General features: G+C 62.9%; 11 protein-coding genes and 1 pseudogene. 4 read left to right on the top strand and 8 right to left on the bottom strand.

Going from position 1 to position 13,226, the window contains the following annotated elements:
- Positions 1-233: pseudogene (locus tag Q8N40_RS06595) on the bottom strand (hypothetical protein); the annotation flags it as partial.
- Between the two features lie 283 nt (positions 234-516).
- Here Q8N40_RS06595 and flhA point away from each other — a divergent pair.
- Both flhA and Q8N40_RS06585 read left to right on the top strand, forming a co-directional pair.
- Complete coding sequence (gene flhA / locus Q8N40_RS06590) at positions 517-2,754, top strand: flagellar biosynthesis protein FlhA (RefSeq protein ID WP_305711236.1); 2,238 nt, start codon at positions 517-519, stop codon at positions 2,752-2,754.
- A 322-nt stretch (positions 2,755-3,076) separates the two neighbouring features.
- Positions 3,077-3,280 carry a hypothetical protein gene (locus Q8N40_RS06585; protein WP_305318633.1) on the top strand — a complete coding sequence of 68 codons (204 nt, stop codon included), beginning with the start codon at positions 3,077-3,079 and terminating at the stop codon, positions 3,278-3,280.
- Between the two features lie 199 nt (positions 3,281-3,479).
- On the opposite strand, the gene Q8N40_RS06580 is transcribed toward Q8N40_RS06585, so the two are convergent.
- Positions 3,480-3,710 (bottom strand): DUF2171 domain-containing protein, encoded by a 231-nt coding sequence (locus Q8N40_RS06580; RefSeq protein WP_305711235.1) that lies wholly within the window; start codon positions 3,708-3,710, stop codon positions 3,480-3,482.
- 233 nt (positions 3,711-3,943) lie between these two features.
- On the opposite strand from Q8N40_RS06580, the gene Q8N40_RS06575 reads away from it, so the two are divergent.
- Positions 3,944-5,236: a sodium:proton antiporter gene (locus Q8N40_RS06575; RefSeq protein ID WP_305318635.1), complete on the top strand. Its 1,293-nt coding sequence runs from the start codon at positions 3,944-3,946 to the stop codon at positions 5,234-5,236.
- 19 nt (positions 5,237-5,255) lie between these two features.
- Here Q8N40_RS06575 and Q8N40_RS06570 read toward each other — a convergent pair whose 3' ends face one another.
- The 4 genes from Q8N40_RS06570 to fliI all read right to left on the bottom strand — a co-directional run bounded on the left by Q8N40_RS06570 (position 5,256) and on the right by fliI (position 8,736).
- A complete protein-coding gene (locus tag Q8N40_RS06570) occupies positions 5,256-6,131 on the bottom strand; it encodes an anti-sigma factor domain-containing protein (RefSeq protein WP_305318636.1) in 876 nt (291 codons plus the stop codon).
- A complete protein-coding gene (locus Q8N40_RS06565; protein ID WP_305318637.1) occupies positions 6,131-6,676 on the bottom strand; it encodes a sigma-70 family RNA polymerase sigma factor in 546 nt (181 codons plus the stop codon). Before Q8N40_RS06565 ends, Q8N40_RS06570 begins: the two co-directional genes overlap by 1 nt.
- Positions 6,677-6,870: 194 nt before the next feature.
- Entirely contained in the window at positions 6,871-7,290 is a 420-nt protein-coding gene (gene fliJ, locus Q8N40_RS06560) for a flagellar export protein FliJ (RefSeq protein ID WP_305318638.1), read from the bottom strand.
- 120 nt (positions 7,291-7,410) lie between these two features.
- The gene (fliI, locus tag Q8N40_RS06555; protein WP_305711234.1) at positions 7,411-8,736 is read right to left on the bottom strand and encodes a flagellar protein export ATPase FliI; all 1,326 of its coding nucleotides are present in this window, start codon (positions 8,734-8,736) and stop codon (positions 7,411-7,413) included.
- Between the two features lie 365 nt (positions 8,737-9,101).
- On the opposite strand from fliI, the gene ctrA reads away from it, so the two are divergent.
- A complete protein-coding gene (ctrA, locus tag Q8N40_RS06550) occupies positions 9,102-9,803 on the top strand; it encodes a response regulator transcription factor CtrA (RefSeq protein ID WP_007600544.1) in 702 nt (233 codons plus the stop codon).
- Between the two features lie 97 nt (positions 9,804-9,900).
- Here the strand turns inward: ctrA and Q8N40_RS06545 are convergent, their stop codons facing one another.
- Together Q8N40_RS06545 and Q8N40_RS06540 are read right to left on the bottom strand one after the other, a co-directional pair.
- Entirely contained in the window at positions 9,901-10,305 is a 405-nt protein-coding gene (locus Q8N40_RS06545) for a host attachment protein (RefSeq protein ID WP_305711233.1), read from the bottom strand.
- Between the two features lie 170 nt (positions 10,306-10,475).
- Positions 10,476-13,226: di-heme-cytochrome C peroxidase (locus Q8N40_RS06540; RefSeq protein ID WP_305711232.1), on the bottom strand; the 2,751-nt coding region annotated here is incomplete at its 5' end.

Here is a 13,226-nt window from a genome sequence, read left to right as displayed (position 1 = left end):
GCGGCGAACGAAACCGCGCCGCGGCTGGTCGCAAATTCCTGCTGCACCACCGGCATCACCACCACGACCGACCACATCCCGACCGCGCCGACGGAGCCGATCAGGACCGCCAGCGCGAGCCGCAGCCACGCCTGGGGCGAGTCCGGGGTGAAGGGCGTCGAATCTTTCGATGGTTGGGAGGGGGCGTGCACGGCGGCAACTTCGTCGTCCCGGGGTTCCGGGTCAAGCCACATGGCGCGATATTGGGCATGCATATGCAGCGCAACAGAACCTGTGTCGTCGCCCTGCTTCACATTCCGTCATTGCGGGGCGCCGCTGAGCGGCGAACCCGGAATCTCGATCGATTACCGCGAGATTCCGGGTTCGATGCGGAGCCTGTCATCGGGCCGGCCAGAGGCCGGACCCGTTGGCATCGCGCCGGAATGACGGGTCGTTAACCCTTTCCTAACCATAAAGACGGCAAAAATTGCCTAGTGGAGTTGAGTGTCGTCAGCCGCGTAAAACGGGAGAACCCCCGTGGACGCCAGAGCGGTGCCTCACTTTCGAAACGGTGGCCCTTCGGCCGCCGCGCAGACGTTTGGCGCCCGGGGCCGGCATTCGCGGGGGGAAGCAGCTACGATGGTCGATGTCACGGCGGGTCAGGGTTCGGGTACGGCGGGCGGCGGATTTCCCGGCCTGGGTGAAATCGGCAACATCCTGAAGCGCGGCGATCTCGCGCTGGCGTTCGGCGTGCTCATCATTCTGGTGGTGCTGATCATGCCGCTGCCCGCGATGGTGCTCGATTTCCTGCTCGCGATCTCGATCATCCTGTCGATCCTGATCCTGATGACGGCGCTGTTCATCCAGGCGCCGCTGGAATTCTCCTCGTTCCCGACCATCCTGCTGATCTCGACCATGCTGCGGCTGTCGCTGAACCTGGCCTCGACCCGCCTGATCCTGTCGCACGGACATGAGGGCACCGCCGCCGCCGGCCACGTCATCGAAGCCTTCGGCAATTTCGTGATGGGCGGCAATTTCGTCATCGGCATCATCGTGTTTGCGATCCTGGTGATCGTGAACTTCGTGGTCATCACCAAGGGCTCGGGACGCATCGCGGAAGTCGCCGCCCGCTTCCACCTCGACGCCATGCCGGGCAAGCAGATGGCGATCGACGCCGATCTCGGCGCCGGCCTGATCGACGAAGCCACCGCCAAGAAGCGCCGCAAGGAGCTGGAGGACGAAAGCGGCTTCTTCGGCGCCATGGACGGCGCCTCGAAATTCGTGCGCGGCGACGCGATCGCGGGCCTGCTGGTGGTCTTCATCAACGTCATCGGCGGCATCATCATCGGGGTCGCCCAGCAGGGCATGGGCTTCGCCGATGCCGCGCGCATGTACACGCTGCTGACCGTCGGCGACGGCCTCGTCACCCAGGTGCCGGCGCTGATCGTGTCGACCGCGGCCGGCCTGCTGGTCTCCAAGGCGGGCGTCAGCGGCGCCGCCGACAAGGCGCTGATGAAGCAGCTGTCCGGCTATCCGCAGGCGCTCGGCATGTCGGCCGGCGTCATGCTGGTGCTGGGCATGCTGCCGGGCGTTCCGATGCTGCCCTTCCTCGCGCTCGGCGGCGGCGCGGCCTATCTGGCGGTGACGGCGCGCAAGCGCAACGAAGCCAACACGGAAGCCGAAGCCGTTGCGGCGGCCGCGCCGGATGCCGCTGCGGCCGCCGCGGCCGCCGGCGCGGAAGAACCGATCGCCAATTCGCTGAAGATCGACGATCTCAAGATCGAACTCGGCTATGCGCTGCTGCCGCTGGTCAACGGCCCCGACGGCACCGACCGGCTGACCGAACAGATCAAGGCGCTGCGCCGCTCGCTCGCGGTCGAAATGGGCTTCGTGATGCCGGCCGTGCGCATTCTCGACAATGTGCAGCTGGAGGCCAACACCTACATCATCAAGATCAAGGAAGTGGACGCCGGCACGGGCAAGATCTGGCCGAACAGTTTCATGGTCATGGACCCCGCCGGCAATCAGGTCGGTATCCCGGGCATCCATACCATCGAGCCGACCTTCGGCCTGCCGGCGACGTGGGTCGACGCCAGCCTAAAGGAGGAGGCGTCGCTAAAGGGCTATACCGTGGTCGACGCCGCGACCGTGCTGTCGACCCACCTCACCGAGCTGCTCAAGACCAACATGTCGGACCTGTTGTCCTATGGCGAGGTGCAGAAACTGCTGAAGGACCTGCCGAAGGAACAGGGCGAACTGGTCAAGGACATCACGCCGGCGCTGGTCACGGTGTCCGGCATCCAGCGCGTGCTGCAATTGCTGCTGGCCGAGCGGATCTCGATCCGCGATCTCTCGACCATTCTGGAGGGCATCGCCGACGCGCTGGCGTTCTCGCGCAACCCGGCGACCATGGTCGAGCATGTCCGCGCCCGGCTGGCGCGGCAGATCTGCGCGCAAAACACCTCGCACAACGGCTATCTGCCGCTGATCGCGCTGTCGGCGAAATGGGAACAGGCGTTCGCCGAATCGCTGGTCGGCGCCGGCGAGGAACGCCAACTGGCGATGCAGCCATCGAAGCTGTCGGAATTCATGACGGTGGTGCGCGACCGCTTCGAACAGGCCGCCCGCGAAGGCGAGGCGCCGGTGCTGGTGACCTCGGCAGCGATCAGGCCGTTCGTGCGCTCGCTGGTGGAACGGTTCCGCTCGCAAACCACGGTGCTGTCGCAGGCGGAAATCCATCCCCGGGCGCGGCTGAAGACGGTCGGCAGCGTCTGACGGGCGACGGCCGCAACGGCTGGGCATTTCCGCCACAGGCAAATGAATTGTCGGCATTTGCTGAATTGTCGGCATTTGCCGGAGCGACGCGGTCGCGCGCTTCGGGCCACCAGATAGTTTTTAAACTATTGAATCTACATATTATTTCGCGACTTACCTTATCTCGCGTCGGCTTCCAGTCGCGGGACTTCAACTCCTTTCACTGCCTTGTGATCGCCCCTTAGGAACTTAAGGCCCAGTCCCTACGTTTCTTACCATGAGATGTTTGAACCTGTCGGCGGATGCACCACACCAATCCGTAAGACAGGGCAGGAGGCTTCCAATGAACCATTCGATTTACAGCGCAGATCGCTCGACCCACCTGAAGATCGTGGTCGTGGCGCTTGTCGCTGGTATCGCGGTGGCGGGCTTCGGCATCTCGGCTCGCACCACTGCCTCGGACGAGGGATACACCCAGACGGCGCGCGTCCTCAAGGCCGGCAAGCCGGTGGCGATCACCAGCGCGGAGACCTCGACGGTGCGCTAACGAAATTCAAGGAATTCACGCGGCTCTTTAGCAGCCCCCCAAAGTCGCCTCGTGGATAATAGACGACCCCAACGACCCCCAAGTCGACTACCGAAAACGCCCGCTCCCCACGGGCGTTTTCTTTTTTTTGGCAGCACGGTCGCCGCGTCTCAGTGACGGGCAGGCAGGATTTTCGCCCCTCCGTCGCCCTGCAACTCCGTTACTTCTCCTGCTCCATCGTCACCGCGACATCCGCATTTGCGGACAGTCTGACCTTGTTGCCTTCGACGCCGGCAACCAGGCTCCTGGCGATGAAGTGGTGATGGCCCTTGTGAGAACCTTCGCCGCTGTCCTTTTTCGTCAGCTTGATCCGACCGCCTTCGACCTTGTCCACCGTGCCGACATGCACGCCGTCCGCGCCGATGACTTCCATATGCTCCTTGATTTCCATTTTCGTTCTCCATTGACCGCAAAAAACAAAAGGCTCCCGGTAAGGGAGCCTTTCTGGAAAGGACTACATCCGTCCTTCCAGTATAGCGGGACACCCGGATAACTCCCGAGCCTGCGCGCGGTTCCTGACGCGGAACGAAAAATCCGGATCGTGCATTGTCGAGGCGAGCATTCCGCGCTGCGCCTATATGCGGAGAAACCAAACAACCGCATTCATCGAGCACGGAGCAACGCTTGCCGGAAGCTTACATTTTTCTGCTGATCGGCCTTGGCGCTTTGGTCCTCATGACGGCCTGGTTGCCGATGCTTCTGAGTGAAGCGCCGCTGTCGCTTCCGATTTTTTTCGTGGCGATCGGGGCCGCCATTTTCGCGCTTCCCCTGGATATTTCCGTTCCGCATCCCGCGGGCAATCTGCCGATTGTCGAGCGGTTGACGGAACTGGTTGTCATCATCTCGCTGATGGGAGCTGCACTCAAGATTGATCGCAGGATCGGATGGCTGTCATGGATGGTGACATGGCGCCTGCTGGCCATCGCCATGCCCGTGACGATTTTGGCGCTTGCATGGCTTGGTTATACGATACTGGACTTAGGCGTAGCGACAGCTTTGGTCATGGCTGCTGCCCTTGCTCCCACGGATCCGGTGTTGGCGAGCGATGTGCAAGTCGGTCCTCCAAAATCCGGGGAGGAAGACGACACACGATTTGCACTTACATCCGAAGCCGGTTTGAACGACGGTCTGGCATTTCCCTTCATCATGTGCGCCATCGCGATAGCCGAAGCGGGTCGCACGGGCGAACCCTGGCTTTTTCGCTGGCTGGGTACGGAAGTGATCTGGCGTTTGACTGTTGGTGTCGGCGTCGGCGCTCTGCTTGGCTTTGCCCTGGGATGGCTGGTGTTTCGAATGCCAAACCGAGCCAAATTATCGCGAACCGGCGATGGATTTGTTGCGCTTGGAATAACGGTTGCCGTTTACGGCATCGCAGAAGCTCTGCATGGATACGGTTTCCTCTCGGTTTTCGTTGCCGGGCTGGCCCTGCGGGATGCAGAGCGAAACCACAAGTATCATCAAACGCTGCATGATTTTTCAGAACAGCTCGAACGTCTGCTGATGATGATCCTGCTCGTTCTGTTCGGAGGCGCCATTACCAGCGGAGGGCTTCTGGATGCACTGACCTGGAGTTCTGTCGGTTACGCCTTGCTCGCCATTTTTGTCGTGCGCCCGCTGGCGGGCTGGCTTTGCCTGGCTGGCACGGCCTGTCCGCCCACCGAGCGTGCCGTGATCAGCTTTTTCGGGATTCGCGGATTGGGGTCGATTTACTACCTGGCATACGCTCTGCAAAAGGAGGCGTTCGATAAGGTCGATGTAATCTGGAGCACGGTCGCGCTCATCATACTCATCTCAATTATACTGCATGGTGTGACCGTAACTCCTGTCATGCGCCTGATCGACCGGCGGCAGCGGCGCGGTACTGCAGCCGAGGAGACGGAGACAATCATCCGGCAACGTCGCAAGCGGGGCGCTTGAAACGCCCGGCGCAGATGGTCTACCGCGCCGGCGCCGCAGCCGCCGGCGGCACCGCTTCGATCAGCTTGCCGGTGAATACGACCGGCCCGGTGGCGACGCCGGTCGGCGAACCGCCTTCGGGCTCAAGCGTGACGGCGTAGGTCGCCTTGTTCACCGTGTCGGTGTCGTAGGCTGTCAGCGCCGGTCGCGTGGTGAAGTCGTTGCCGCCGATCACGCCGAGCGAACGCGCACCCGGCAGCTTGTCGGACACCAGCCACAGCTCGAAGCTCTTGCCGGGTTCGGGCGTGGCGCCGACCCGGCGCACGGTGAAATTCTTGCTGGCGCCGTCCACCGTCAAGATGAAGGCGGGCGAGGTGCTGTCCTTCTGCAGCAGCGCGACGAACTGGCCCGACGGTGGCGGGGTGACCGTGGTCTTCACCTCGACCACCTGGGTGCGCACCTTCGGGCGAAGCCCGTCGGGAAGCCGGTCCGGCGCATAGAGCTGGGTGGCGATCATCGCGACCAGGGCCGCTGCAATCGCCGTCGTCAACGTCGCCAAATTGCGCCAGCGTTTGGCCCGGGCGGACAACTGGATGACATTGGAGGTGTCGACCGGCGCGGCGGTTTCGCCGATGTCGGTGGCCAAAGGCGGCGGCGGCGCGTCGGGAAGCAGCAGCGGCGCCTGCGGCTCGGAATGTCCGATCGCGGTCTTGATCCGGTCCCAGACTTCGGGCCGCGGCTCGACCGATCCGACCATCTGGTTGAGGACGCCCAGCTTCTGCTGCCACGCCTCGACCATCGCGGTGAACTCCTTGTCCACCGACATCATGGTCTCGACCTGCGCGCGCTCGTCGGCATCGAGGGTGCCGAGTGCGTATTCCGCGGCGAGCGCGATATGGTCTTCGCTGTAGGCCATCAGACTCCAAGACACTCCCGAATATCCATCATGCTGCGGCGCAGCCATGTCTTCACCGTGTTCACCGGTGTCTCGAATTTCGCTGCCAGCTGCTCGCGGCTCCAGCCATTGTAATAGGCCAGAAGCACCAGCTTTTGCCGGTCGGGCTCGAGGCGGCCGACGCACTCCAAAAGCCGCTTCAACTCTTCCGTCATTTCCCGGCGCGCCAGCGGATCCGGACTGTCGGCGGCCACTTCCATGGCCGACGGCTCCTCCTCGATCGACGTCTCGGTTCGCTTGCGCACGACGTCGATGGCCCGGTTGCGGGCGATCGACGCCATCCACGTGATCGGCGACGACAGGCCTGGATTGAACTGCCCGGCGCTGTTCCAGATCTTGACGTAAGCTTCCTGGATGACCTCCTCCGCGAGATCCTGTCGCCGCAAGATACGCAGGACCACGCCGAAGAGTTTCGCGCGCGTGGCGGCATAAAGGCGCTCGAAAGCAGCCTCATCCCCCTTCGCCACCGCGGCAAGCAGCCAGACCAGCTCAGCTGGCGTCAGCATTCAGCGTCCCCAAAATTCCCGAAGCCCTATCGCTCCCAAAGCCACCGGAGCGGCGGTCCTGACATGTCGTACCATACCCTGCGCCCGACGTGGCCACCAAGTCACCGATGCCGCCCTGTGGACATCCAAAAAACAAACCCGGACCATGCGGCCCGGGTTCTGGCGGTGTTTCGGCAAAGGCGGCCGGGAAAGGGTCAGGCAACTGCCCCGATGCGGGCGCGCATCAGGCCGATACTGTCGAGATCCGCCTGCTCCCGGGCGCTCTCTTCGGCCCGCTCGCGGGCCTGGTCGCGCTCGTCCAGCAGTTCGACTTTCTTCAGCTCATCGAACGCTTCGCCCAAAAGGCCCTTGGCGTCTTCGAGCTGGATCCGCAGTTCGTCCGCGGAGCGGGTCAGGTTTTCCCGCCGCTGGATCGCCGCCTTGGCATAGGTCGGATAGGCGAAATGCGTGGGATCGTTGATCCCGGCGCGGTCCTGTTCGGTCTGGATTTCGCGCTCGAGGTCGACCGACATGCGCTGGAAATCGGCGATCATGCCCTCGATCTGGGCGACCCTTCGGCGCTTTTCGTCGACCTGAAATTTCTTCAGGCGGATCAGCGTTTCACGTGACTTCATCGACTCATACTCCCCAGAAGTCCCGATCAGAACGCGGGACGGAACCGGCATCCCCAAATGAAGTCATAAGGGCCCCACCGGCAGCATTACTCATGTGGTGCGGATCATGGCTCGACAAAGTTAGCGTTCCGTTTCCAAATCCTTGAGGATTTGATCCAATTGGCCGTATCCCTCGTTCAGGCTGGTGACTTCGTCCTTGGCCTGGCGCAGGAAGCTTTCCAGCGGGGCATGCAGCTTGATTGCCTCGTCGACCTCGGGACTGGAGCCCTGGCGATAGGCCCCAAGCCGGATCAGTTCCTCCATGTCGGCATAGGTCGCCATCACCTGGCGGGCCCGGGTGATGACGGGCAGAAAGGCCGGATCGGCCGCTTTCGGCATGGTGCGGGAGACCGATTTGAGGATGTTGATCGCGGGAAAACGGCCGCGCTCGGCAATCGATCGCTGCATCACGATATGGCCATCCAGGATGCCGCGGACCGCGTCGGCGATCGGCTCATTATGGTCGTCGCCGTCGACCAGCACCGTGAAGATGCCGGTGATGGTGCCGATGCCGGTTCCCGGTCCGGCGCGCTCCAACAGCTTCGGCAGTTCGGTGAACACCGTCGGCGTATAGCCCTTCGCGGTCGGCGGCTCGCCCGCCGACAGGCCGATCTCGCGCTGCGCCATGGCAAACCGCGTCACCGAATCCATCAGGCACAGCACGTCCTTGTCCTCGTCGCGGAAGTATTCGCAGATCGCCAGCGTCAGGTACGCCGCCTGCCGCCGCATCAAAGCGGGCTCGTCGGAGGTCGCCACCACCACCACCGAGCGCGCCAGGCCGGTGTCGCCGAGGTCGTCCTGCAGGAACTCCTGCACCTCGCGGCCGCGCTCGCCGACCAGACCGATCACGGTGATGTCGGCATCGACGTTGCGCGCCAGCATCGACAGCAGCACCGACTTGCCGACGCCGGAACCGGCGAAGATGCCCATGCGCTGGCCGCGGCAGCAGGTCAGGAAGGTATTGAGCGAGCGCACCCCGAGATCCAGCGGCGTGCCGACCCGCTTGCGCGAATGGGCCGGCGGCGGCGAGTTGCGATAGGGCATCGGCGAGGGCCCCTGCGGCAACGGTCCCTTGCCGTCGATCGGCTCGCCCATCGCGTTGATGACGCGGCCGAGCCAGGCCGCCGACGGCCGCACCTGGCTGGCGGCATTGGCAATCACCGCGCGGCAGCCGCGCCGCACGCCCTCGAGGCCGGCGAACGGCATCACCACGGCATTGTTGCCGGAAAAGCCGATCACCTCGGCGGGGATGGGTCGGGTGCCGCCGGTTTCGATCACGATGCGGGCGCCGACCGACATGGCATGGATCGGGCCGGCGATCTCGACCATCAGGCCGCGCACGCCCACCACCCGGCCATATATATTGACGCCGTCGATATCGCCGATCTGTTCGGCGAGCGCCTTCATTGCGAAAACCTTAAGTTTCCCCGCATTTTGGCCTCGCCCTTAACTTCGTGTTTACCCGCATCGTTAATCATTACGTCACTGTCTTTGGTGACTGAGAGCGCTTGCCCATCAGAAGAAGGGTGAGTCGCAGGAGTCGGTTAAGCCCGTCTCTTAATGTGGAACTTGAACGGGAGTGGTTACAAAAACCTACTTGGCTGCAATATCTTAGGGCGATTCGACAAAAATTGCACGGATAGAGCTTGCGGACGGGAATCAGATTTTGTTAACCATATGTCGTCAGGATCCGAATCAGTTGTTCAAAGGCGTTTTGAGTGCCGCAAGTGCGGCCGACCTGACGCCCGGAGCGGCGACTATAGGGGACTGGCATGCGCGTTTTGCTGATAGAAGATGATAGCGCCGTTGCGCAGTCGATCGAACTGATGCTCAAATCCGAGAGCTTCAACGTCTACACGACGGATCTCGGGGAGGAAGGCGTCGATCTCGGCAAACTATACGACTACGACATTATCCTTCTCGACCTCAACCTGCCCGACATGTCCGGTTACGACGTGCTGAAGCAGCTTCGGGTGTCGAAGATCAAGACCCCCATTCTGATCCTCTCCGGCCTCGCCGGCATCGAGGACAAGGTCAAGGGTCTCGGCGTCGGCGCCGACGATTACATGACCAAGCCTTTCCACAAGGACGAACTGGTTGCCCGCATCCATGCGATCGTGCGCCGTTCCAAGGGCCATGCCCAGTCGGTGATCCAGACCGGCGACCTCGTGGTCAATCTCGACACCAAGACGGTGGAAGTCGGCGGCCAGCGCGTGCATCTGACGGGCAAGGAATACCAGATGCTGGAGCTGCTCTCGCTCCGCAAGGGCACCACCCTGACCAAGGAAATGTTCCTCAACCATCTCTACGGCGGCATGGACGAGCCCGAACTGAAGATCATCGACGTCTTCATCTGCAAGCTGCGCAAGAAGCTCGCCAACGCCTCCGAAGGCCGCAACTTCATCGAGACCGTCTGGGGCCGCGGCTATGTGCTGCGCGAGCCGCATGAGGTCGAAGAGCGCATCCCCGCCTGATCAAGAGTTCTACCGAGGGCCGCCAGGCTCTCTCCTCCCAGACTGGACCCCGCCGCGAATGGCGGGGTTTTTGTTTGTGGGGGGCTCGCTGCATCGACTACGCGGCAGCGATGGCCTTTTCGATGTCGTGCACCGCGTGCCCCGTGAGATCCTTCGAGATTTCACCGCGCAGCACGTCCGACAGCTTCTTGTGATAGCTCTTGCGCAGTTCGCCGAGGGTGCGCGGGGCGGCGATGATGACGAGATCGGAAATCTCGCCGTCGAGTACCCGCCTGTTGAGAAAATTGGCAATTCCGCCCGCGAAGCCGTCTTCCGCAGCCTGGTTATTGTCAGGATTGGCGGCACTGTCCTGATGGCCCGAGCCAGAACCCTTGTTGACGCTGTCAATTTCCGGTTCCGGCATCGCCGTCAGCGCGGGATTGGCCTCATCCCCGGTGTTGCGGAACAGGCTGAATTTCTCGCCGTCGGCGACGGCCACGGTTGTTCCCTTGGGTAGCAGCATGAATTCTCCGGATGGTGCGAGGGGTGTCCTCAAACCAATGGATCAGTCGATGCGAAGTTCCGCTGCTGCTTGCAGCATGACGACGTTGCGCGGCCCGATCGCCCGATGAAGGCGATCAGCCGGGCGTCAACATCAATGAGGGCCGCGTGCTTTGATGCGCCCCCCTTCCCTCACAGCGTCTTCAGATACTCGATCAGATCATACCGCTCGTCGTCGCTCAGCATGCGGCCGATCACGCCGTTCTTGTAGGTCTTCATGTCCTGTCCCTTGTCGGCTTCCAGCGAATGTCCCATCACGCTGTTGCCGTTGATCGGCTTGCCGTGGCTGTCCGCCTCCTGGAACATGGTCTCGCCAGTCTTGCAGGATTTGTCGCCGCCGGGCGCGACCTTGAAGCCGACATCCTGCGGATCGAAATCCCGCGCGCCGAGGCAGAACTGCTTCGGGCGCTCGGCCGCGGGCTTCAGCATCCAGTACAGCGAGGGCACCGAACCGTTGTGAATGTAGGGCGCCGTCGCCCAGACGCCGTTCAGCGGCCGCGCGCGATAGATCGGCTTTTCCGGCGACGCGTCGGGATTGGGACAGTTGCTGCGGTCGCCCCATAATTCGCTGATCGCGGGCTCCTTGAGGTTGTTGTCCTTGATCCATTTCTGGGCGACCTTGTCGACGATGATCATCAGCGCGATCGAGAATGGCATGCTGGTCGAGGAGTAGGTCGCCAGATTCTTGCACTTCCAGCGCTCGCCGAGATCGCGCGCCGGCTGCAGGTCGAGGAACCCGGGAATTTGCACCTGCCGGGTCTGCAACACATTGGCCTGCGCGGGATCCGTTCCCATATGCGCGACCTGCTTCTGAACCTCATTCAGCACCCAGCCGCCTTTCGGGTCCTGCATCCAGCGTTTGTCGGACCAGAAACTCTTGTCCTTGAATTCGGCGTCGAACACGGGATCCTTGACCGGTCCGAGGTGGCACTCGGCGCAGATCTCGGCATAGAGCTTCCGGCCCCTGATGACGCGGTCGGGCTTGATCTTCCATGCGTCATCATTGGGGAACAGATGCGACGGCCATGCCGGCGAAGCCAGCCCGCCGAAATCCTTCGGATTTCGGCCGAACGGATCCGGCCCGCGCAACATCGCTTCGATGCGCACGAGATTTTCCATCGCAACGGACGAGCTGAAGAGCTTTTCCGGCGGATGGTCCGGTGACAGATTGACCAGCGCCGCAACGCCCAGCGCCTCGCCGGCATTGCGGATCAGGGGCTGCTCGATCGACGCATCGTACTGCGCCCACCAGAACCAGGGCACGGTCCAAACCGGCGGATAACTGACCGGCGCATCGTTGGCGTGGATGTTGCCGGCGTAGTCGGCGAGGCCGCTCGCCGCCAGATCGGTATAGAAGACCTGGTTGCCGATCCGGTTCAGGGCGTCGAGCCGGCCGTATCCTTCGTCGGTGTCCTTCTGGCCCTTCGCCTTCAGCGTCTTCGCGGTGATTTCGATCTGGGCTTTCAGGAAATCGGCGACTTCCTTCAGTCCCTGCTTGAGCTTGTTGCGATCGTCCTTGCTGGATTCGGAACCGAGCACGCGGTCGGCGAAGCGATCGAACCGGCCCGGCACAATCAGCGTGTAGAAAATCGAAAGACCGGTTGCCATCTCGAGCTTGCGCAGTTCCAGCATGGCCGCACCGCCGTCAAAGCGCACACTGACGTCCTTGTAGCGGAGGCTACCGGTGTGACAGGCCGCACAGCTGAGCCCGATCTTGTCGGAGGAGGGTTCACCGGTCCCGGGATTGATGACGGGGGTCATGCGCGAGAACCCGACCGGCAGGCCGTCGAAATTCTCGACCGGCGTCGGCCGCAGGCCGGCCAAGGTCTCAGGCGCCGGCGTGGTCTTGACGTTGGGGTTGTTCACAAAGCCATAGCGGCGCAGCGTCTCGGCGTCGGCGCGAACCGTTTTCGGACTCGGAATAAAACCCATCCGCTCCAGATACTGCGGATCCGCCAGCCGGCCGGGCTGGGTGAACAGATAAAGGCCCGGCTGTTCCAGCGCCAGAAACCAGGCATAGGGCACCGGGAATGTCGCGGTGCCCTGGCTCGCATGGTGGAACCAGTGGCGGTCCTCGGTCGACCAGTTCTGGTCGAGCCAGTGCGCGGATTTAACCGGCGCGAACTCCGGCAGCGGCGGCGGCAGCAATTGCGCCAGCGGCGGAATGATCTTGCCGACCTGATTGGGGAATTCGGCGATCGCCACGATCGCCGCGGCGGCCAGCGCAACCAGCCAGACCGCGGCCTTGAGAACCTTGCGCAACGGACCCTTTGCCGGCGCCGGCTGCGATGCCAGCCGCGCGTTGATGCGGTCGGGCAGCCGGCGGTCGACGAACAGCGTCCTGACTTCGGCCACGCTGAGGTAGCGTCTGTCGCCCTCGCCCTTGCCCATGATATCGAGCAGAACTGGCCATTCGCCGTTCATCAGCAGCCGGTCGAACCAGCGCCGGTGGCCCTTGGCGCGCTCGAAATTCGCATCCATGTAGGTCTTGATCTGGCTGCCGGTCAGCCCGCGCTCGGTTCCGCCGCACGGATCCGGCCAGTCGCTGCCGAACTCGGCGAGACGCGCGATTTCGCTTTCATGCACCTCGGCGGTCGCATTCAGGATGCGCGAGCCGACGCCATGCTTGTCCAGCGGGCCATTGCGCAGCGCGTCGAGCTCGGCGCCGGACCACCAGCTTTTCAGCAGGCGAAAGGGACTGAGACCGTTGGCCACCAGGGCCACCGGATAGGTCTTCACGCCGACCAGTTTCTTCTGCAACCCGGTCTTGCCGCTGGCGGCCTCGATGGTCCTGCAAAGCTCCGGAATCGGCACGACGTGGCCACCGACAAAACCCTCCGACACGGCGGCGCGGAGGAAGGGGCACGGATTATCGGGCGAAAC

The sequence above is a fragment of the Bradyrhizobium sp. genome (genome assembly GCF_030693485.1).
In the GTDB taxonomy this organism is placed as follows: domain Bacteria; phylum Pseudomonadota; class Alphaproteobacteria; order Rhizobiales; family Xanthobacteraceae; genus Bradyrhizobium.
The sequence above is the reverse complement of the archived record's forward strand: the minus strand, read 5'-3'. Positions and strand labels throughout refer to the sequence as shown.

Bases quoted from the DNA above. Each gene is read 5' to 3' on its own strand.
- Q8N40_RS06585 (WP_305318633.1), top strand. From the start codon at position 3,077: ATGAACCATTCGATTTACAGCGCAGATCGCTCGACCCACCTGAAGATC.
- Q8N40_RS06580 (WP_305711235.1), bottom strand. From the start codon at position 3,710: ATGGAAATCAAGGAGCATATGGAAGTCATCGGCGCGGACGGCGTGCAT.
- Q8N40_RS06570 (WP_305318636.1), bottom strand. From the start codon at position 6,131: ATGGCCTACAGCGAAGACCATATCGCGCTCGCCGCGGAATACGCACTC.
- Q8N40_RS06565 (WP_305318637.1), bottom strand. From the start codon at position 6,676: ATGCTGACGCCAGCTGAGCTGGTCTGGCTGCTTGCCGCGGTGGCGAAG.
- fliJ (WP_305318638.1), bottom strand. From the start codon at position 7,290: ATGAAGTCACGTGAAACGCTGATCCGCCTGAAGAAATTTCAGGTCGAC.
- fliI (WP_305711234.1), bottom strand. From the start codon at position 8,736: ATGAAGGCGCTCGCCGAACAGATCGGCGATATCGACGGCGTCAATATA.
- ctrA (WP_007600544.1), top strand. From the start codon at position 9,102: ATGCGCGTTTTGCTGATAGAAGATGATAGCGCCGTTGCGCAGTCGATC.
- Q8N40_RS06545 (WP_305711233.1), bottom strand. From the start codon at position 10,305: ATGCTGCTACCCAAGGGAACAACCGTGGCCGTCGCCGACGGCGAGAAA.